Source organism: Providencia sp. PROV200 (genome assembly GCF_049901995.1).
GTDB classification, from domain to species: Bacteria; Pseudomonadota; Gammaproteobacteria; order Enterobacterales; family Enterobacteriaceae; genus Providencia; species Providencia rettgeri_E.
Genome location: NZ_CP096307.1, coordinates 442,716 through 463,916, shown reverse-complemented (window position 1 = coordinate 463,916; position 21,201 = coordinate 442,716). Strand labels below are relative to the sequence as shown.

At 40.0% G+C, this 21,201-nt stretch carries 14 protein-coding genes; 4 read left to right on the top strand and 10 right to left on the bottom strand.

Annotated elements, in window-relative coordinates; translation table 11 throughout:
* Positions 1 to 161: 161 nt before the first annotated feature.
* Positions 162 to 1,538, top strand: coding sequence for a lysine-sensitive aspartokinase 3 (gene lysC / locus M1E86_RS02050; protein ID WP_213914510.1), 1,377 nt, complete (start codon positions 162 to 164; stop codon positions 1,536 to 1,538).
* A gap of 61 nt (positions 1,539 to 1,599) precedes the next feature.
* Here the strand turns inward: lysC and M1E86_RS02045 are convergent, their stop codons facing one another.
* The 3 genes from M1E86_RS02045 to metH form a co-directional block, all read right to left on the bottom strand.
* Positions 1,600 to 3,075 carry an SEL1-like repeat protein gene (locus tag M1E86_RS02045; RefSeq protein WP_248467485.1) on the bottom strand — a complete coding sequence of 492 codons (1,476 nt, stop codon included), beginning with the start codon at positions 3,073 to 3,075 and terminating at the stop codon, positions 1,600 to 1,602.
* Positions 3,076 to 3,237: 162 nt separating this feature from the next.
* Positions 3,238 to 3,828: a hypothetical protein gene (locus M1E86_RS02040; protein WP_185746961.1), complete on the bottom strand. Its 591-nt coding sequence runs from the start codon at positions 3,826 to 3,828 to the stop codon at positions 3,238 to 3,240.
* A 69-nt stretch (positions 3,829 to 3,897) separates the two neighbouring features.
* Entirely contained in the window at positions 3,898 to 7,581 is a 3,684-nt protein-coding gene (gene metH, locus M1E86_RS02035) for a methionine synthase (protein WP_213914512.1), read from the bottom strand.
* 203 nt (positions 7,582 to 7,784) lie between these two features.
* Here metH and iclR point away from each other — a divergent pair, with 203 nt between their 5' ends.
* Positions 7,785 to 8,615 (top strand): glyoxylate bypass operon transcriptional repressor IclR, encoded by an 831-nt coding sequence (iclR, locus tag M1E86_RS02030; protein ID WP_036958355.1) that lies wholly within the window; start codon positions 7,785 to 7,787, stop codon positions 8,613 to 8,615.
* A gap of 68 nt (positions 8,616 to 8,683) precedes the next feature.
* Here iclR and M1E86_RS02025 read toward each other — a convergent pair whose 3' ends face one another.
* The 3 genes from M1E86_RS02025 to M1E86_RS02015 form a co-directional block, all read right to left on the bottom strand.
* On the bottom strand, positions 8,684 to 9,571 hold the full coding sequence (locus tag M1E86_RS02025; protein ID WP_125894929.1) for an N-acetylmuramoyl-L-alanine amidase: 888 nt from the start codon (positions 9,569 to 9,571) through the stop codon (positions 8,684 to 8,686).
* 529 nt (positions 9,572 to 10,100) lie between these two features.
* Positions 10,101 to 10,358 carry a helix-turn-helix domain-containing protein gene (locus tag M1E86_RS02020; protein ID WP_248467483.1) on the bottom strand — a complete coding sequence of 86 codons (258 nt, stop codon included), beginning with the start codon at positions 10,356 to 10,358 and terminating at the stop codon, positions 10,101 to 10,103.
* A gap of 399 nt (positions 10,359 to 10,757) precedes the next feature.
* On the bottom strand, positions 10,758 to 11,549 hold the full coding sequence (locus M1E86_RS02015) for an N-acetylmuramoyl-L-alanine amidase-like domain-containing protein (RefSeq protein WP_213914513.1): 792 nt from the start codon (positions 11,547 to 11,549) through the stop codon (positions 10,758 to 10,760).
* Between the two features lie 318 nt (positions 11,550 to 11,867).
* On the opposite strand from M1E86_RS02015, the gene edd reads away from it, so the two are divergent.
* Entirely contained in the window at positions 11,868 to 13,712 is a 1,845-nt protein-coding gene (edd, locus tag M1E86_RS02010; RefSeq protein ID WP_416367474.1) for a phosphogluconate dehydratase, read from the top strand.
* Positions 13,713 to 13,739: 27 nt separating this feature from the next.
* Positions 13,740 to 14,381 carry a bifunctional 4-hydroxy-2-oxoglutarate aldolase/2-dehydro-3-deoxy-phosphogluconate aldolase gene (locus tag M1E86_RS02005; RefSeq protein ID WP_125894925.1) on the top strand — a complete coding sequence of 214 codons (642 nt, stop codon included), beginning with the start codon at positions 13,740 to 13,742 and terminating at the stop codon, positions 14,379 to 14,381.
* A 66-nt stretch (positions 14,382 to 14,447) separates the two neighbouring features.
* On the opposite strand, the gene aceK is transcribed toward M1E86_RS02005, so the two are convergent.
* From aceK to metA, 4 genes are all read right to left on the bottom strand, one after another.
* A complete protein-coding gene (aceK, locus tag M1E86_RS02000) occupies positions 14,448 to 16,181 on the bottom strand; it encodes a bifunctional isocitrate dehydrogenase kinase/phosphatase (protein WP_213914514.1) in 1,734 nt (577 codons plus the stop codon).
* Between the two features lie 127 nt (positions 16,182 to 16,308).
* The gene (gene aceA / locus M1E86_RS01995) at positions 16,309 to 17,616 is read right to left on the bottom strand and encodes an isocitrate lyase (RefSeq protein ID WP_213914515.1); all 1,308 of its coding nucleotides are present in this window, start codon (positions 17,614 to 17,616) and stop codon (positions 16,309 to 16,311) included.
* A gap of 55 nt (positions 17,617 to 17,671) precedes the next feature.
* Positions 17,672 to 19,270, bottom strand: coding sequence for a malate synthase A (gene aceB / locus M1E86_RS01990; RefSeq protein ID WP_426099238.1), 1,599 nt, complete (start codon positions 19,268 to 19,270; stop codon positions 17,672 to 17,674).
* Between the two features lie 365 nt (positions 19,271 to 19,635).
* On the bottom strand, positions 19,636 to 20,565 hold the full coding sequence (gene metA / locus M1E86_RS01985) for a homoserine O-acetyltransferase MetA (RefSeq protein WP_125894990.1): 930 nt from the start codon (positions 20,563 to 20,565) through the stop codon (positions 19,636 to 19,638).
* Between the last annotated feature and the right edge of the window lie 636 nt (positions 20,566 to 21,201).

The following is a 21,201-nucleotide window of genomic DNA, read 5'->3' as shown; positions in this document are numbered from 1 at the left end:
ATGCAGCTTGAAGTATGACGAGTATGGCGGGTATATTGAGAAAACCGATAATAAATACCCCATCATTAGAATTACTGATTTCCTTCGATTCTTGATTGACGCAATCCTATTTACCCGATAAATCTATATAAAGATAAGATTTAACCACAGGGATTGACACCATGAATATCACAGCATCTTCAGCAGACAACCACCAGTATGTTATCGCCAAATTTGGCGGCACCAGCGTCGCTAACTTTGACGCGATGAACAACAGCGCCAATATTGTACTTTCCAACCCAAATGTACGCGTTGTGGTACTTTCAGCTTCTGCTGGCATTACCAATTTATTAATCGAGCTGGCCGAAGGCTGCGATGCAGATAAACGCAATGAACTGCTGAAAAAAGTGAAGGATATTCAATACGCAATTATTGATAACCTACAAACTGCTGATGTTATTCGTGAAGAAATCAATCGCTTACTCGATAATATTGCACATTTAGCTGATTCGGCAGCTTTAGCTACCTCTGATGCATTAACAGATGAAATGGTGAGCCATGGCGAATTAATGTCAACCTTACTATTTGTTGAAGTACTGCGCCAACGCAACGCCAACTCCCAATGGTTCGATGTACGCAAAGTAATGAGAACCAATGACAGTTTTGGCCGTGCTGAACCTGACGTTGCTCAGCTACAAACCTTGTCAGAACAGCAACTTATGCCACGCCTCGCGGAGTCCGTGGTGATCACTCAAGGGTTTATTGGCCGTGATGAAAAAGGGCGTACAACAACGCTTGGTCGTGGTGGAAGTGACTACACCGCGGCGCTATTAGCCGAGGTACTTAATTTATCACGTGTCGATATTTGGACTGATGTTCCCGGAATTTACACCACTGACCCTCGCGTTGTACCGAGTGCACAGCGAATTGATGAAATTGCCTTCGATGAAGCGGCTGAAATGGCAACTTTTGGTGCAAAAATTTTGCATCCAGCAACATTACTTCCTGCTGTACGCGCAGGGATCCCTGTTTTTGTTGGTTCAAGTAAAGCCCCTGAAGCTGGCGGCACCATTGTGTGTGATAAAACCACAAATCCACCGCAATTTAGGGCATTAGCACTGCGCCGCAAACAAACGCTACTCACCTTGCATAGCCTAAAAATGCTGCACGCGCGCGGTTTCTTAGCAGAAATTTTCACCATTTTACTGCGCCACAATATTTCAGTGGATTTAATTACGACTTCAGAGGTCAGTGTCGCCCTAACCTTAGACACAACGGGTTCAACGGGAACTAACGGCAGTTTACTCACCAATGCGCTAATGACCGAGCTATCCGCATTATGTCGTGTTGAAGTGGAAGAGGATTTAGCGCTCGTCGCAATCATAGGTAATGAACTGTCGCAAGTGAATGGTCTCGGAAGACAAATTTTTGGCGCACTTGAGTCATTCAATATTCGCATGATCAGCTATGGCGCAAGTAGCCACAATATTTGTTTATTAGTACCTGGAAATGATGCTGAAGAGATCGTTCGTACCTTGCACAGTAACTTATTCGAATAGTGTGGAAACTTGATCAAAATACCAGAAGGCGATCATTTCGATCGCCTTCTATATTATACAACTAATCCTCTCTAGCATTTTTGCTGGGTTGCGCAACACTACCAGTGTATTGCAACATTTTTCCCGTCACGCCTTTATTCTGTTTTAAAAGCGCCAAATTTCCTTTTGCCGTTTCATTACCGAGTTCTACCGCTCGTTCAAACCACATTACCGAGCGGAAAATATTTTTTTCACCGCCCTCGCCTCGTGCATACATCACCGCAAGGTTATTTTGAGCATCGCTATTCTTTTTAAATGCCGCTTTTTCCAGTAATTGCCGTGCTGTGTGTGTGTCCTTCGCCACACCCGTTCCTGTTAAATAAAAGATAGCTAACTGGTTTTGCGCTTCGATGTTATTTTCTTGAGCAATCAGCAACCAACTCAAAATGTCATTCACATCAACATTTTTCAGCTCACCAGACACATACAGTTCCGCCAACTTAATTTGAGCCGCTTTACTATCACTGTTGGCAAGTGATACATACCACTCAATAGCCTTTTCTGGGTCTTTTTTAACGCCACCCAACCCTTTTTCATAGAATTCAGCCACTTTCATTCCTGCATCTTGGGATTTATTTTGTGCAGCACGTTCATACCAGATAAAGGCTTCAGCAAGGTCTTTACCAACGCCATTGCCTTGTTCATAAGCTTTCGCAATAGCCAATTGAGCCGCAATATTGTTCTGTTGCGCCGCGCGTTTATACCAGTACATCGCCTGGTAGCTATTCTTTTCTATTGCGCTATGACCCTCTTGATAAAAATCCCCCATATTCAGTTGCGCTGTTGCAGAGCCCATATTGGCGGCTTGGCGATATAAGTAAATCGCCATTTCATCATCCAGTTCTACGCCTTCACCATTTTCATACATCACCGCTAAATTATTCACTGCGGCGGCAATATTATTGCCCGCACTTCTTTCATACCATTCACGCGCCTTTTGGTAGTCAATACCACCACCTAGCCCATCATGATAAAATAGCCCCATGGCAAACTGTGCGTTAGCGTGTTCTTGCTCTGCGGCTTCTGCATACCATGCTTTTGCTTGTTTTAAATTTTGCTCAACCCCAATACCATGTTCATATAAGTAACCCATCGCATATTGGCAATAAGCATCGCCTTTTTCGGCACCTCGGCGATACCATTTTTCCGCTTGTTGGTATTTTTCCTGGTTTTGCAGCAACATTCCTAAATAATAGTCCCCATCCGTATTATCTCGGTCAGCCACCTTTTTAAACCAGCGATAAGCCTCTTTCTCATTGACGGCTAAAAACTCAGTCCCATCCATATAAGCAAGCCCAACATCTACCATCGCCTCTTCATCACCAGCATGCGCTCGCTTTAATTTGGCTTTGAATTCATCAGACATAGGCGTACTTTTAGACTGTGCCTGTAGTGTATCCGGTTTATTTTTCGTCGAAGGCGCTTCAATCGCATTGCCAGCTTGTGCAAGGGAAATAGCGCTAACATAGAGAACTAACAGAAAAGAACGTAATTTCATCACCATGACCTATTTATTGGCGTTATGTCATTAACATATCATTCCAATAAAAAATTCATAAGGGATATAGGCTGAAAAAATAGAATTACAACGGAATTATAAAAAACGGAGGAGACGCCAGCTTCTAACTGAAACTATAGTCTCCTTAATAAGCCACAGTACTTAATTAACGCGGTAGCCACCGTGTTTGCTGGCAAATAAATTAAATTTACCCCACTCAATTAGCAGGGCTTCCAATGTGCGGTGGCTAATCTTACACAGTTCAGAGATCTGAGAAACGACAAAGTGGTTTTCGCTCACCAGCTCTGGTGAAAATACTTCGGCAATCCATTCACACTCTTTTGTAGTCACCAGCCAACCATCATTGGTCGAGAATTTATGCACGGGTACCATACCGTCTTTAGGGCTTTCTTGAGATAACAGCTTATTTTCATCGAATTGGGCTTGATGAAAAGCCGTAATCTCTTCCTCTGAAGGGACAGGTTCTACCGCTAAATTTTCTTCTAAAAACAGATAGATTTCTTCTGCTCTCGCAGGTGTTAGCTCACTTCTTAACCAAATCTGATTAAAACAGTGCTCACCCAATGAATCATCGGTATCAAGCTTGTCCATGATCTGTAACACACTCATCATGGCACTCACCGCATCCTCACTCATCATAAACGTTTCAGGTGCCGCGCTGTTTTGGATCTGATAAGGAAAAACCGCCGAGCGTGGCAGCTCTTCTTCAATAATAAATTCATAGCTCATCATTGGACCCCTCTAATGTATTACCTATAAGATGGTGCCGGATACATGAAAAATCAATATATTGATTTGGTTTTAATCTTCAGGATCATAAGCTAAGTTTGGTGCTAGCCAACGCTCTAACTCTGTCACCGACATCCCTTTGCGTTTTGCATAATCCTCAATTTGGTCTTTTTGTAGCTGAGCTACCGCAAAATACTTACTTTCTGGATGACTAAAATACCAGCCAGATACTGAGGCACCCGGCCACATCGCATAAGAACTGGTGAGCTGCATACCAATTTTAGCTTCCACATCAAGTAACTGCCAAATTTTTGCCTTTTCTGTATGCTCAGGGCAAGCTGGGTACCCCGGTGCAGGACGGGTTCCTTGGTAATTTTCACGAATAAGTTCTTCATTACTCAAGTTTTCATCAGCTGCGTAACCCCAGTAACGCACACGAACTTGTTGGTGTAAATATTCGGCAAACGCTTCCGCTAGCCTATCCGCCAGCGCTTTCACCATGATTTTATTATAATCATCATGCTGTTGTTCATATGCATCAGCAAGCGCATCTTCTTCTAAGCCCCCAGTCACAGCGAAAGCACCAATATAGTCGGCTTTACCGCTATCTTTTGGCGCAACAAAGTCTGATAGACAATAGTTTGGAAATTCCGTTTTTAAGGTTTGTTGGCGTAAATTCAGCCCCATCACTTGCACCTGATTTCGCGACTCATCGGTATAAATTTCCACATCATCCCCGACACGGTTCGCAGGAAACAGGCCAAAAATACCTTTTGGTGTTAATAAGCCGTCTTTATCTAGCTTATCTAATATATTATTTGCATCTTTCAATAGTTTACGAGCTTCAGAACCCACCACTTCATCTTCTAAAATCCGTGGGTATTTCCCCGCTAGAGACCATGTCATAAAAAATGGCGTCCAGTCTATATAGCTTCTTAAGGTTGAAATAGGCGCTGTGACTTCTTGAATACCAAGGAATTTTGGTACTGGTGGTTCGTAACTTTGCCAATCAATCTTAACGGCATTCGCTCGCGCCACATCCAGTGACACAGGCGGTGTTTTTGGCCTTCTACGGCCATGTTGCTGACGAACAGTTTCATATTCACGGCGAGTACGCGCCACAAAATCTGCTTTTTGTGTTTCTGATAATAATGCAGCCACCACTCCCACGGTGCGTGAAGCATTTTGCACGTAAGTCGTTGGCCCACTATAGTTCTGCTCAATTTTTACAGCGGTATGTGCTTTTGATGTTGTTGCTCCACCTATCAATAATGGCAAGGTAAATCCTTGTCTTTCCATCTCTTTTGCCACATGCACCATTTCATCAAGCGATGGCGTGATCAACCCAGACAAACCAATGATATCAACGTTCTCTTCGCGTGCTGTTTTTAGAATAGTTTCACACGGAACCATTACACCTAAGTCAATGATTTCATAGTTATTACATTGCAATACAACCCCAACGATATTTTTACCAATATCATGAACATCGCCTTTTACAGTCGCGAGCAAAACTTTTCCTGCACTACTACCTGATTGCTTAAGTTCTTGAATATAAGGCTCTAAATAGGCAACTGCTTGTTTCATCACACGGGCAGATTTCACCACTTGAGGTAAGAACATTTTGCCCTCCCCAAATAGGTCACCAACCACATTCATACCGTTCATTAAAGGGCCTTCAATCACTTCAATTGGGCTCGAAGCACGCTGACGAGCTTCCTCTGTATCTTCAATGATAAATTCGGTAATCCCTTTCACTAATGCGTACTCAAGGCGCTTTTCTACTTCCCAACTACGCCATTCTGCTTGTTGAATTTGTTGCTCTCCGGCCCCTGCTCCACGGTATTTTTCCGCCAGCTCAAGCAAACGTTCTGTACTGTCATCACGGCGGTTTAAAATCACATCTTCAACAGCGTCTTTTAATTCCTCGGGTAAATCATCATAGATGGCAAGCTGCCCTGCATTAACGATCCCCATATCCATTCCATTACGAATGGCGTAATACAAGAAAACAGCATGAATTGCTTCACGGACAGGGTCATTCCCTCTAAATGAAAAGGAGACGTTGGAAACCCCACCAGAAATCATCGCATGCGGTAATTGAGCCTTGATATCCTTACAGACTTCAATAAAATCAACTGCATAATTATTATGTTCTTCGATTCCGGTAGCTACGGCAAAAATATTCGGGTCAAAAATAATATCTTCAGGTGGGAAGCCCACCTCTTCGGTAAGGATTTGATAAGCCCGGCGGCAAATTTCAATTTTCCGCTCACGTGTATCTGCTTGACCAACTTCGTCAAATGCCATGACGACCACGGCAGCACCATATTTACGCAATAATTTAGCGTGCTCAATAAATGCCTCAATCCCCTCTTTCATTGAGATTGAGTTAACTATCCCCTTACCTTGTATACACTTAAGCCCGGCCTCAATCACTTCCCATTTTGAGGAGTCAATCATGATAGGCACACGAGCAATATCTGGCTCACCAGCAATCAGATTCAAGAAACGTACCATCGCTGCGTGGGAGTCCAGCATCCCTTCATCCATATTGATGTCAATAATTTGCGCACCATTTTCTACTTGCTGACGCGCCACATCTAAGGCTTCTTGGTAATTTTCTTCTTTAATCAATCGTTTGAATTTTGCCGAACCAGTCACGTTGGTTCTTTCCCCAACGTTCACAAACAATGATTTTTCGCCAATATTTAGCGGTTCTAAACCAGATAAACGACATTCAACAGGGAGTGACGGTAATTGACGTGGTTCGATGCCTTTTACTGCTTCTGCCATTTTTTTGATATGTAATGGCGTCGTTCCACAGCATCCACCAACAATATTCAAAAACCCTGCAGTGGCCCACTCATGAATTTGTTCAGCCATATTTTGTGCATCAAGGTCATACTCTCCGAACGCATTTGGTAGGCCTGCGTTGGGATGCGCACTGACATAACATTCAGCAATCCTTGATAATTCAGAAACATATTGACGAAGCTCATCAGGGCCTAGCGCACAGTTCAAGCCAAATGATATCGGCTGTGCATGGCGCAATGAGTTATAAAAAGCTTCCGTTGTTTGCCCTGATAATGTACGACCAGAAGCATCCGTAATCGTCCCCGAGATCATAATTGGCAAAGCAATGCCTAAAGCCTCCAGCTCGGTTTCAACTGCAAAGATCGCGGCTTTTGCATTTAATGTGTCGAAAATGGTTTCGATCATGATCAGATCCACACCGCCTTTCACTAAGGATCGTGTCGATTCGCGATAAGCTTCAACGAGCTGATCAAAAGTGATATTGCGATAAGCCGGATCATTTACATCAGGAGAAATAGACGCGGTACGGTTTGTCGGGCCTAATACGCCAGCGACATAGCGCGGTTGGTCAGGGGTTTTACGTGTCCACTCGTCAGCACATTCACGGGCAAGGCGCGCAGCAACTTCGTTAATTTCAGCGGAAAGGGATTCCATTTTATAATCAGCCATCGCAATGGATGTTGAGTTAAAAGTATTGGTTTCAACAATATCCGCCCCAGCTTCAAAATATTGAGAATGAATATCTCGAATGATATCTGGTTGAGTTAAGACTAATAGGTCGTTATTTCCCTTTAGATCACTCGGCCAATCCGCAAATCGTTCACCGCGAAACTGGGCTTCCGACAACTTATGTTGTTGGATCATTGTTCCCATTGCACCATCTAATACCAATATACGTTTTTTTAATTCTTGTTCTAATTGATTAACTTTTGCGGACACTGCACTGCCCTCCTAAAATGGAACACTGAGAAATAAGTCAAATTTTTACTTTTAACATCCTATCATAACTTCTCATGCGAAAATTCGCTGTTATGATGAGAGTTTTTCAAGGTTGCACAAGAGCACACTTTTCACTGATCCGATGAGTATTTTCAGGTGAAATAGTTCATAATAGAAGCTAAATGACAGTCAGGAGAGACTTAATGGCAACGGCACCAATTACTAAGAAACTTAAAAAAGCAAAAGGGCCGGCGAGTGGCGCAGCTGCAGCAGGACAAGTACAATCATTAAGTCGTGGCTTAACACTGTTGGAATATATTTCCGAATCAACAGGGGGGATCGCCCTCACAGACCTTGCGATGCAAGCTGGCTTACCAAACTCAACAACACACCGCCTATTAATGACATTAGAACAACATGGTTTTGTTCGTCAAACGGGTGATTTAGGCCTATGGGTTATTGCTTCTCATGCTTTTATCATTGGTAGTAGCTTCTTAGAAAGTCGCAATTTATTAGCCCTTGTTCACCCGATACTGCGCCGCTTAATGGATGAATCAGGGGAAACCGTCAACTTAGCGATCCTAGACCATACCGAGTACGATGCCGTTATTGTTGACCAAGTACAATGCAATGCGCTAATGAGAATGTCAGCTCCGATTGGTGGAAAACTGCCATTACACGCCTCGGGGGCAGGTAAAGCATTCATTGCTAACTTACCGGAAGATAAACTAGTTCCACTTTTAAGCCGTAAAGGTTTACATGCTTATACGCCTTATACATTAACTAACCCATCAGCCTTAAAAGAGAATTTACAACAGGCAAAAAAACAAGGTTTTTCTTATGATGACGAAGAACATGCTTTAGGGTTACGTTGTATTGGGGCTTGTATTTATGATGAGCACAAAGAAGCGTTTGCAGCCATTTCTATTTCAGGCCCATTATCTCGAATCACGGATGATCGTATTACTGAGTTGGGTGCTATGGTTATTAAGGCGGCAAAAGAAATCAGTCATGAATATGGTGCAAACCGCTAGATAAACAGTGAAAGTGAAATACTAGCAGCCTGTATTTCACTTAACCTCACAAAGCTTTTTACTGCCCTCTAGTCACCTTGCTGATTTGTTGAAATAGTAGGCAACTTCTGGGCCTTTTCAAATAACTTAAATTTTTGCATATCACGGTACTTTTCAATGAGTGCCAACGCGATAGCCTCTGTTTCAGCATCCGCTTGTCCTTCAATATCTCGAGGCCGAAAATGCAATTGGAAAGCTCGCAATATTTTTTTCGTCTGTGGATCTAACTTACCTGATAACGGCATGGTTGAATAACCATAATAATTAAGCGCTTTTTGAACGCGTAACACATTAGCAGGTTCATTCACATTACGTCCCGCTAGAAATTTAGTCACTATTTTAGGGTCTGGCCAAGCGCCTATTCCATGTTGAGCAAGGCGTTGCCATGGAAATGCCTTACCTGGATCTTGCTTGCGCAGTGGAGCAATATCACTGTGACCAATAATATTCTCCGGGGGAATGTTATACCGCCGCATAATATCTTGGATGAGTGGGATCAAGGCAACAATTTGCGCTTCATTATAAGGGGCCCAATGCAGTTTTCCTTTTACATCCTTTTGCAATCCTGCATTGACGATTTCAATTCCAATAGAAGTATCATTCAGACCATTATGCTGTCGCCAATAACTTTCTCCTGCATGCCATGATTTTAACGATTCAGGAACAAGTTGTAATACAACAGGCTGGCCATTTTTAGTTTCAGGTACACTTGGAATAAGATAGTGAGAGCTCACTTTACCCTGTGTTAATGTAGCTATAGAACGCACATCATCAGAGACTGTGTAGTGAATAACGACATATTGAATACGTTGACTACTATTTTTTGATGGATAACGGTTATCAAGGTAGTAACCTTTATTCGAGGCCGAACAGCCTATTAGCAAAAAGGTAAATAATATCCCTATATACTTGAACATCGAGCCATAACCTTAATCTATTATTCATTAAGCTTTATTTAAGCATTGTGTCATCAGCAATACTATCAATTTTCATGCATCGACAACGCTGCAATGCCTTTTATTCAGAAGAATACAGATACAAGATAATGAAATAAACTTTTAAATACATTGAGTTAAAACCTTTTAGTTCAAATAACAAACAAAAGGCTTTAATATTTACTAGAACGATCTCTTTATCTAAAATGACAAGAAACATTGGAAGAAACAGAGATAAACTCCAGAGAACTTATCATGATGAGCACGAATAAGTTCCGCCTTAAAAATAAAGGACATTGAATTGATTATTTTTATTTCTAGAATTTAGTTTCAAATTATTTTCAATTTTAAGTATTTACTATAAAATTTATTTTTCGACCGTTCTAACAATTTAATCGCCTAGTTCCCTATATGTATAAGTCACAACCCATTCTTATACTGAATATTTAAAAAATAAATTAGTTAGAATAATTTCATAAAGGTACAATAAAAAAACTTATTTTGGTTACTTCTAACTCATTTTTTCATACTCAACCTGCTTAACAATAATTTTAGTAATTTCATTAATATCGATATCTAAAAAAATCACGATTTCAATCAGTTTATCTAAACTCAACTTATTAATACCTAACTCATATCGTGATACTTGCTGTTGACTCAAATGAATAATTGAGCCTAGCTCATTTCCTGATAACCCTTTACTCACTCTAGCTTTCCGTAAATGATTACCTAATAATGCATAAACATTTTTATTTTTAGCGATATGCATAACCATCTCCTAAATTTAAATAAGAAAAATAATTTAGCTAGTATTACTCATTATAAAATTAATTATCACCATTTAAAATAGTTATGAACAATCAAAGGTGGCAAGATTAATAGGCAAGCATCATTTTTATATACAAAAAAAAGAGACTCCAGTCGTATTTATAAAGCAATCTATTGCTTTATAAAAGTTTTTCCATTTTTAGTATAAAATAATATTTATATATTTTTTTTTGATCAAATCGATAATTTAATATATTTTTACATTTTAAATGTTACTAGCAATAATTGGTAACCAATAAAAATACTTGTATGATTTTCATTATTAAACTATTTTCTATGTATTGATTTTATACATACATAAACTTTGAATTTACTTATTTCTTTATATCAAAAAAATAGGTTAATAATCTGATCTGGGTCTAAAAACAACAATCCCAGACTTTCCTTTTAAATAATCACTCAATTCAATATCAATAACCTGAAGATTTCCACGGTGTGAAGAAGCATTTCTAAATATCGTCTTATTCCCCCTACGTATTACAACCCCCACATGGCTGACATCTAATCCATTACCCCTTGAGTAAATCCCAATGTAATCACCTGTTTTTAACTTCATCAGCAAATCATCATCGACATATTTTACTGGAATGTAGCTTATTAATCTATTTTTAATGGGCAATCCAGATATATACCTCTCATTGTGATTTTTTAAATTAAGTCGTTTATTTACCTTAACTGCCTGTAAACTTATTTCATTGGTAATATCGACCGCAATCGCTTCAGGCCCTTGCACCCAATCAGAAAAAAAATGCCGACGATATTTAAATGCAATATTTTGGTTGACATAACGAATATTGATTAAGTTCAAAACGAACTGGTCATAGCTTTTAGAACGCTTAAAAGCTTCGGTGTACTCTATAAATGTCATACAGTCCATTTCTTTCAAATTAATGACTAATTTTTCAGCTGATAGCGGACTCATATTCAATGTTTGATTATTATAAGGCGTCGTTAAAAAAAATTGAGTCAATGCATCAATTTTGTCTGCTTGTGATGCATTATGTGATTGCATCGCTGCTTGCTCATTAAAAACGCCAGCTAAAATTTTATATGACCCCGAAGTTAAAACTACTTCAGCTCTTACAAAACTGGCCAATAGCAATACAAATGCAGCTATAGCTAACCTTAACATTCCTGCGCTCTTTTCATTGGTACAACCTAACTTTGTACAATTATCTAATTGAATTTGATGATAAAACCATCAAAAAAAACACTATAGCATGCTTGTTTGTCTATTTTCCACACTATCCATACCATAATATAAATTTGATTCAGATCACAGATAGCTTCGAATATTCATTTTCCATATTGCAACGCCTCCATTTTCATTGAACAATGTTACCGGTAACATTGATGCTATAGTACTCGAGCAAATAACGATAGACACGATCCAAATCGACTTGCAGTTTGATTCATCTTTTTACTGCGCTATGGAGCAATTATCATGAGCATGACCACCTCTAAAGTGACAAATCCTTCGGTGATCAATAAAGAACTTGATCGCATCACTCAACGTATCATTTCTCGTTCCGTGAAAACTCGAGCCGCTTATCTCAAGAAAATAGAGCAGGCTCGTAGTATGACTGTCCATCGAGCATCATTAGCTTGTGGTAACCTTGCCCATGGTTTTGCAGCCTGTCAAAGTGAAGAAAAACAAATTCTTAAAAGCATGACCCGCTCTGATATTGCTATCATCAATTCCTACAATGATATGCTTTCAGCGCACCGCCCATACGATAAGTATCCAGAACAACTCAAAAAAGCATTATTAGAAGCAGGTTCTATTGGCCAAGTCGCTGCGGGTGTTCCCGCAATGTGCGATGGTGTAACCCAAGGTCAAGATGGGATGGAGTTATCGATGTTAAGTCGAGATGTCATTGCCATGTCAACCGCTATTGGCCTATCCCACAATATGTTTGATGGCGCACTCTATTTAGGCATTTGCGACAAAATTGTTCCTGGTTTAATGCTTGGTGCGCTTTCATTCGGCCACCTTCCTGCAATATTTGTTCCTGCAGGCCCAATGGCTACGGGTTTACCAAATAAAGAAAAAGTGCGCATTCGGCAGCTGTATGCTGAAGGCAAGGTTGATAGACTCGCTTTATTAGAGGCTGAGGCAGCGTCTTACCATGGGATAGGCACCTGTACTTTCTATGGTACGGCTAACTCGAATCAAATGATGATGGAAGTGATGGGGTTGCATCTACCCGGTGCATCATTTGTATCCCCCGATTCACCACTACGAGATGCATTAACAGAAGCCGCCGCACGACAAATTACACGTTTAACTGAGCAGTCAGGTCAGTATTTACCTATTGGTCAATTGGTTGACGAAAAAGTGATTGTTAACGGTATCGTCGCATTACTCGCGACGGGAGGCTCAACTAACTTAACCATGCATCTTGTGGCTATAGCAAGAGCCGCAGGGATCATTATCAATTGGGATGATTTTTCTGATATTTCTGCCATTGTTCCACTTATTTGCCGTATCTATCCTAATGGCCAAGCAGATATCAACCAATTCCAAGCTGCGGGTGGCGTAGCTTTGCTTATCCGCCAGCTATTACAAAAAGGTTTATTGCATAACGATGTCCATACTGTCGCAGGATTTGGACTAACAAATTACACCTTGGAACCTTGGTTAAACAATGGCCAACTTGCATGGCGAGAAGGACCAGAGTCCTCATTCAATCTGGATGTTATTGCTGATATAGACCGCCCTTTCTCTCCTCATGGAGGCACAAAATTACTGTCTGGTAATTTAGGTCGCGCTGTGATGAAAACATCAGCGGTTCCTGAAGAGAATCAGATTATCGAAGCGCCTGCGGTCGTATTTAACAATCAAAATGAGATTGCTGCACACTTTGAAGCCGGTGAACTCAATAAAGATTGCATCATCGTTGTTCGCTTCCAAGGGCCATCCGCAAATGGCATGCCAGAACTGCATAAGTTAATGCCGCCACTAGGTGTTCTTATGGATAAAGGCTACAAAGTCGCGCTCGTTACTGATGGTCGGTTATCTGGAGCATCTGGCAAAGTGCCATCCGCAATTCATGTCACGCCTGAGGCTTACAATGGTGGACTGTTAGCAAAAGTAAAAAATGGCGATATTATTAGGGTAAATGCATTGACGGGAGAATTGCAATTACGGGTTGATGAAGAAGAACTCAATAAACGCCAACCCTTTGAGGCTGATTTAACCGCTGAGCGTAGTGGCTGTGGCAGAGAGCTTTTCGGGGCATTAAGAAGACACTTATCAGGTGCCGAAGAAGGCGCTTGTAGCATTGATTTTTAATCTATTTTCATTGAATAGGAATAGAAAATGAATAATTGGAAAATGACCGCTGAAAGCGTATTAAAACAAGGCCCTGTCGTCCCTGTTATTGTTATTAAAAAATTAGAACAAGCGGTTCCTCTTGCAAAAGCATTAGTCAAAGGTGGTGTTAACGTTTTAGAAGTCACGTTACGCACTGAATGTGCTATTGATGCTATTCGTCTTATTGCAAAAGAAGTACCTGAAGCGATTATTGGCGCAGGCACTGTTATCAATGCAAAACAACTTACTGAAGTCACTGAAGCTGGAGCACAGTTTGCAATCAGCCCCGGCTTAACGGATGAGTTGCTCAATGCCGCCACTAAAGGGAATATTCCTTTAATTCCAGGTATTTCAACCGTTTCTGAACTTATGCTTGGTATGCAATATGGCTTAAAAGCGTTTAAATTTTTTCCAGCAGAAGCCAACGGTGGGGTTAAAGCGTTAAAAGCCATTGCCGGCCCTTTCTCACAAGTCAAATTTTGCCCAACGGGTGGAATATCGCTAGCTAATTACCTCAGTTATTTAGAATTAGATAGCGTTCTGTGCATTGGTGGTTCTTGGCTCGTTCCTGAAGATGCACTGAATTCAGGTAATTACGAAAAAATTACCCAACTTGCACAAGAAGCGGTACAAGGCGCAAAAAAATAGCGGCCAAAAAACGGCTCAGTCACTTACTGGGTCGTTTTTAACTCCCTTTAATTAATACTATTGTAATTATGCAACCTCATTGGGTTTCTGACAAAAACGTAATTCTTCACGGTAGGCATAAACATCTTCTACGTGCCCGGCTAAAATCCTATTTTGTAGTTTTTTCCAATAATCCGCTGCAAATAAATCTGCATGATCTTGCTGCAAATAATGACGAATTTTCTCATTTTGGCAAATAAAAGAAGCAAACTCTTCAGGAAAAACATCTTGTTCACCAATGCTATACCATGGCTCACTCGATAACTCTTGCTCAGGGTATAATGGCTCAGGAATTTTACGAAAATTCACCTCTGTCATATAACAGATTTCATCATAATCATAAAAAACAACACGGCCATGACGCGTTACGCCAAAATTTTTAAACAACATATCCCCGGGGAAAATATTTGCGGCCGCTAATTGCTTAATCGCCCAGCCATATTCATTTAATGCATTATGTAATTGTGCGTCAGTAGCATTATCCATATAGATATTCAATGGGATCATCTTTCTTTCCATGTACAGATGACGAATCAATATGTTATCACCTAGATCTTCAATTTGAGATGGAGCCTCTTTCAGTAACTCCGCCATCAATTCATCGCTGATAGAAGATTTGCTAATCACAAAATTTTCAAACTCTTGGGTATCAGCCATCCGGCCAACTCTATCGTGCTCTTTAACCAAACGATAGCATTCTAAAACCCGTTCTCGTGTTACCTGCTTTTGTGGTGCAAATTGGTCTTTAATAATTTTAAAAACACGGTCAAATGAAGGCGATGTAAAGACTAACATCACCATTCCTTTCACACCTGGAGCGACAGTAAATTGCTCTCGTGAAAAATTAATATAGGCGAGATACTCTCTGTAGTACTCTGTTTTTCCATGCTTTTGACAGCCAATTGCCATATATAATTCCGCAATTGACTTGCTCGGTAAAATCTCCCTCAACCAAAAAACCAGAGCTGCTGGAAAAGGGGCATACACCATAAAATAGGACCGAGCAAAACCAAACACAATACTGGCTTCATCAAACTCAGTTAAACAGGTATCGATATAAATATACTGACCATCATCATGATGGATAGGGAGTAAGAATGGGTAAACCTCATCATTAATATAAATTTTACCAACCAACCAAGCTGCCTTATTACGATAAAATAGCTCATTTGCGATATGGAAGCTGACTTTTTGGTTTTCAATATCGGGAAATCTTGTTTTCAATACATTGATAATGCAATGAATATCGAAATCCAGATTCCGCCACTTTAGCCTGAGAGGTAATCCACTTAACATTGTAAACAATAATCCCTCTAAATTATTATTAACAACATATTCGCGAGATAACGGCCTAGGCGAAATAGAAAAGCGCCTCGCAGGCTGAGACGTAAAAATAAATAGGTTATCTTGTGTCAGCTCTCGATGCTGAAATAGCCGACAATAAACGGAATTAAAAAAGCTTTCTGCTATTTCAAACCTTGGGTAATCTGGTAGTAAAGTTTTATAAATATTTTTTATCTGTGCCAGTTTATCGGGTGTTAATGATTGTACTAAGCCCATAAACTGTAGCTGAGCGACGACTAAGCCAACATGATGATCATACAATTGAATTCGTCTTTTCATCGCATGCTGAATAGCATGCCAATCTGCCTGTTCAAACCTTTCTTGTGCACCTGAGGTTATTTCAAGGAAGCGACCATATTGCGCATCAAAACCCTGTAAAATGGTCTGCGCTATTATCTGTTCTGTCGTCAATATCATAACCACTCCTATAGGAATACAGACTCGCATTGAATAAAAAACAGGCACTAAACGTGCCTGAAAAATTAACAGATATAGCTAACCAATAAAGACACCAGAAACACCGATTGAAAGGAAAATAATCTAACTAGAATTGCTCTTCTTCAGTTGAGCCAGTTAAAGCCGTCACTGATGAAGCCCCTCCTTGAATAACGGTTGTCACTTTATCAAAATAGCCGGTTCCTACCTCTTGCTGATGTGAAGAGAAGGTATAGCCTTTATTCATTGCTGCAAACTCACACTCTTGAACTTTTTCAACATAATGTTTCATGCCCTCACCTTGTGCGTAGGAATGAGCCAAATCAAACATGTTGAACCACATGCTGTGAATACCGGCTAACGTAATGAATTGGAAACGATAACCCATCGCTGAAAGTTCGTCTTGGAAGCGGGCGATTGTGCTGTCATCTAAATTCTTTTTCCAATTGAATGATGGAGAACAGTTATAAGCCAATAACTTACCTGGATATTTAGCATGAATAGCCTCAGCGAACTGTCTTGCTGCCTCAAGGTCAGGCTTCGACGTTTCACACCAAACTAGGTCTGCATAAGGTGCATAAGCTAGCCCGCGGCTAATCGCTTGCTCAATTCCTGCTTTGGTACGGAAAAAGCCTTCAGAGGTGCGTTCTCCTGTAACAAATTCTGCATCATAAGCATCGCAGTCAGATGTGAGAAGATCCGCAGCATCCGCATCCGTTCTAGCAACCAAGATAGTTGGTACACCTGAAACATCCGCAGCTAAACGAGCTGCAACCAGTTTTTGAATTGCTTCCTGGGTAGGCACAAGAACTTTCCCCCCCATATGGCCACATTTTTTAACTGCGGCTAATTGGTCTTCAAAATGGACGGCTGCAGCCCCCGCTTCTATCATATTTTTCATTAGTTCGAAGGCATTTAATACGCCACCAAAGCCCGCTTCCGCATCCGCGATAATCGGTAAAAAATAATCAATATACTCTTTATTGTCAGGGCCAATACCATTCGCCCACTGAATTTGGTCTGCACGACGAAATGTATTATTAATTTTCTTAACTACTGATGGCACTGAATCAACAGGGTAAAGTGATTGGTCTGGATACATACTCGATGACGTATTTGCATCCGCAGCAACCTGCCAACCTGATAAATAAATAGCTTCAATACCTGCTTTCGCTTGCTGTAGCGCTTGCCCACCCGTTAAAGCGCCCAGTGCATTTACATAACCTTTCTTTGAACCACCATGTAATTGATCCCAAAAACGCTCTGCACCTTTGCGTGCTAAAGAGTGTTCAATATTCACAGAACCACGTAATTTCACCACTTCTTCGGCTGTATATGGGCGAGTAATACCTTTCCAACGTGGTTTTTTCCATTCATTTTCTAATTGGGCAATTTGTTCTAAGCGCGATGTTGTCATGATCCACTTCCTTTATAAGAATATGTAGGGTTATCGAATTTTTTCTTTGCTATAGCTAGTCTAATAATTGGTATCCGGGGATAGTTAAGAACTCAATAAGTTCATCCTGTGTTGTAATCCGCCTCATCAGTTCCGCAGCTTCACGAAAACGACCACTTTGAAAACGCTGGTCACCAAGTTCTTTTTGAATAACTTGTAATTCCTCATCCAGCATTTCTTCAAATAAGGTCTTAGTCACTTTCTCACCGGTGGACAGTGTTTTACCGTGACGGATCCACTGCCAAATTGAAGTCCGTGAAATTTCTGCTGTCGCAGCATCTTCCATCAAACCATAGATGGGTACACAACCATTCCCTGAGATCCATGCTTCGATATATTGAACCGCAACACGAATGTTAGCTCGCATGCCTGCTTCTGTTCGCTCACCGGCACAAGGCTCTAATAGCTGGCCAGCCGTGATTTCTTCGTCAAAATCACGGGATACATGTAGCTGGTTTTGCTGATCACCAAGAGCTTGATTAAACACGCTCATAACAGTATCCGCTAAGCCCGGATGTGCAACCCAAGAGCCATCGTGCCCATTTTTCGCTTCTAATTCTTTGTCCGCTTTTACTTTCGCTAAAATAGTTTCATTTTCTTGAGGATCTTTGCTCGGTATAAAAGCAGACATTCCTCCCATCGCAAATGCGCCACGGCGATGGCACGTTTTAATTAATAAGCGCGAATAAGCACTTAAAAATGGTTGTGTCATTGTGACAACTTGGCGGTCAGGTAATACTCGGTCTGCATGCTCTTTCAGTGTTTTGATATAACTGAATATGTAGTCCCAGCGCCCACAATTCAGCCCCACGATGTGGTGGCGCATGTGGTATAAGATTTCATCCATTTGAAATACTGCGGGTAATGTTTCAATTAGTACGGTTGCTTTAATCGTACCCCGAGGTATCCCCACCAAATCTTCAGCCATACTAAAGACATCGCTCCACCATTTTGCTTCCTCCCAAGATTCAAGTTTTGGGATGTAAAAATAAGGGCCACTTCCTTTTTTTAATAACGCTTCATAGTTATTAAAGAAGTAAATAGCGAAATCAAATAGGCCACCAGGGATCGGCTTCTCTCCTGATAAAACGTGTTTTTCATCTAAATGAAGGCCACGAACACGAGCAATCAAAACAGCAGGATTAGATTTTAATTGGTAGACCTTTCCACTTTCATTGGTATAAGAAATATCACCACGAATCGCATCCCTTAAGTTGACTTGACCATCGATCAATCTTTCCCATGAAGGAGACAGAGAATCCTCAAAGTCCGCCATAAATACTTTTACGTTAGCATTTAAAGCATTAATAACCATTTTACGTTCGACCGGCCCAGTAATTTCGACACGGCGATCTTGCAAATCTGCTGGGATACCTTGAATCTTCCAATTTGATTTTTTTATGGAATCAAATTCCGAAATAAAATCAGGCAAAGAGCCAGCATCGATCTTTTGCTGCCTGAGCACCCTATCTTTTAATAATTTCTCTCTACGAGGAAGAAACTCTTCAACTAATTTAGAAAGAAACACAATAGAATCAATAGATAAAACTTGATTTTCTAGCTGTTCAATATTCTTTGTGAATGTTAATTCCGATATAGGTAGTTGCTGCTCCATCGACCAAACCCTCATTCATCGTTGACTATGAATTAAGCATAAGATCAAAACAAAAATAAATCAAAAACGATTTCCATTTTATTTTAATAAACAAATAAGCCATTGATAATAATGTGCTTTTGAATAATAAATAAATTGACTACCCATTCCTTTGCTTTAAATAAAATGTTAAATAGCCGTTAAATCAACTAATTATAAGAAGCTGTACTTTTGAAATTTTTCGTTGGAAATAAAAAAAGCAGCTAATAAATAGCTGCTTTCAGACTAGCTTTGACACCTGTTTTTACGATATAAGCCTAATTTAAACTGGTACAACCAGCAAAAACACTTATTTTATTGTCATTACTAAATTTATATTTCTTTTTTTAATCTAGTGTTGGTTCCATATTAGTAAGATCAAAAGGTGTGATCTGATACACATAATAATTCAACCAATTTGAAAACAATAAATGCCCATGGCTACGCCAATTCACCATTGGAGGGTTATTGGGATCATCATTTTTGAAATAATTGCATGGGATCTGAGGCGAAATTCCAGCATCTATATCACGCCAATATTCTTGTGCTAGCGTATCTCCATCATATTCGGGATGACCTGTCACAAATGCTAACCGTTTGTCTTTTGACCCAAACAAATAAGCACCTGCCTCCTGTGAGCTTGCTAAAATCTCCAGATCAGTATGCTGACGAATAAGATCTTCAGGAAAATCGGCATAACGAGAGTGAGGCGCATAAAATGACCCATCAAACCCTCTTGTCAGTAAAGCATATGGCTCTAACGTATCATGTTGGTATATACCTGATAGTTTTTCTTCTCTGGTCCATTTAGGTAAGTCATACAACACCTTTAAAGCCGCTTGCACAGCCCAACAAACAAAAAGGGTTGATGTGACATGTTCCTTCGCCCAAGCTATTACCTTTTCTATTTGCTGCCAGTATAGCACGTCATTAAACTCTACCAGTCCTAGTGGAGCACCCGTTACAATTAAGCCATCAAAATTCTGATCCTGTATGTCTTCAAAATCACAATAAAAGGTATTTAAGTGCTCTGTTGGAGTATTTTTTGACTCTCGTTGATCAATTCGTAATAGTTGAATATCAACCTGTAATGGTGTGTTTGACAGTAAACGAAGAAACTGATTTTCAGTTTCTATCTTTTTCGGCATCAAATTGAGTATCAATACTTTCAAGGGACGGATCTCTTGATGACTAGCTCTTGTTGTTGTCATAACAAAAACATTTTCTTCTCTCAAGAAATTAACTGCCGGTAGTTCATCTGGTAAACGAATAGGCATCATTCATCTCCCTCTTCCGTTTATACGTTTAGACTTCTAGAATGCCAAATAATCTAACTAATGTTATTCGTCTTGTCGAGTGTTTCAAGGTTAAATGAAATAATTTCAAGCACTAGAACTTATTACTCATTCTCAACCAGTATATCCGACAATCAACTTATTGATTTCCCATATTTTATATTGAGAGTGACTCATTTTTATTATCTACAAATAATAAGAAGGCTTTTACATAATTTATACTCAATAATTAGCTTTAAAATCCACAATCTCCACTATCTCAATTAGTTAACTCATTCTGTAATACCAGTAAGTTGTTACTCACAACTTTGGTACAAACCCTTATATCGGCTTCAATAATAGATAATCACCAGATAATTATATCCAGTTAATTTTACTGGAATTAACTACGATTAAATCAATAATACGTGAGCTGTTACTCACTACTTTGGTTCCAGACCTTCCATTCACAGTAGTAATAGATAACCACCACACCATATCCAGTTGGTTTTATTAAAATTAAAAATGACTAATTAAATAATAAGTGAGCTGTTACTCACTACTTTAGTTCCAGACCTTCCATTCATGGCGCTAGTAGATAATCACTACCACACCATATTGTAGTGATATAGTTAATTT

What these genes read in the sequence shown, in the direction of transcription:
- lysC (WP_213914510.1), top strand. Translation starts at nt 162, where the DNA reads ATGAATATCACAGCATCTTCAGCAGACAACCACCAGTATGTTATCGCC.
- M1E86_RS02045 (WP_248467485.1), bottom strand. Translation starts at nt 3,075, where the DNA reads ATGAAATTACGTTCTTTTCTGTTAGTTCTCTATGTTAGCGCTATTTCC.
- M1E86_RS02040 (WP_185746961.1), bottom strand. Translation starts at nt 3,828, where the DNA reads ATGATGAGCTATGAATTTATTATTGAAGAAGAGCTGCCACGCTCGGCG.
- iclR (WP_036958355.1), top strand. Translation starts at nt 7,785, where the DNA reads ATGGCAACGGCACCAATTACTAAGAAACTTAAAAAAGCAAAAGGGCCG.
- M1E86_RS02025 (WP_125894929.1), bottom strand. Translation starts at nt 9,571, where the DNA reads ATGTTCAAGTATATAGGGATATTATTTACCTTTTTGCTAATAGGCTGT.
- M1E86_RS02020 (WP_248467483.1), bottom strand. Translation starts at nt 10,358, where the DNA reads ATGCATATCGCTAAAAATAAAAATGTTTATGCATTATTAGGTAATCAT.
- M1E86_RS02015 (WP_213914513.1), bottom strand. Translation starts at nt 11,549, where the DNA reads ATGTTAAGGTTAGCTATAGCTGCATTTGTATTGCTATTGGCCAGTTTT.
- edd (WP_416367474.1), top strand. Translation starts at nt 11,868, where the DNA reads ATGACCACCTCTAAAGTGACAAATCCTTCGGTGATCAATAAAGAACTT.
- M1E86_RS02005 (WP_125894925.1), top strand. Translation starts at nt 13,740, where the DNA reads ATGAATAATTGGAAAATGACCGCTGAAAGCGTATTAAAACAAGGCCCT.
- aceK (WP_213914514.1), bottom strand. Translation starts at nt 16,181, where the DNA reads ATGATATTGACGACAGAACAGATAATAGCGCAGACCATTTTACAGGGT.
- aceA (WP_213914515.1), bottom strand. Translation starts at nt 17,616, where the DNA reads ATGACAACATCGCGCTTAGAACAAATTGCCCAATTAGAAAATGAATGG.
- aceB (WP_426099238.1), bottom strand. Translation starts at nt 19,270, where the DNA reads ATGGAGCAGCAACTACCTATATCGGAATTAACATTCACAAAGAATATT.
- metA (WP_125894990.1), bottom strand. Translation starts at nt 20,565, where the DNA reads ATGCCTATTCGTTTACCAGATGAACTACCGGCAGTTAATTTCTTGAGA.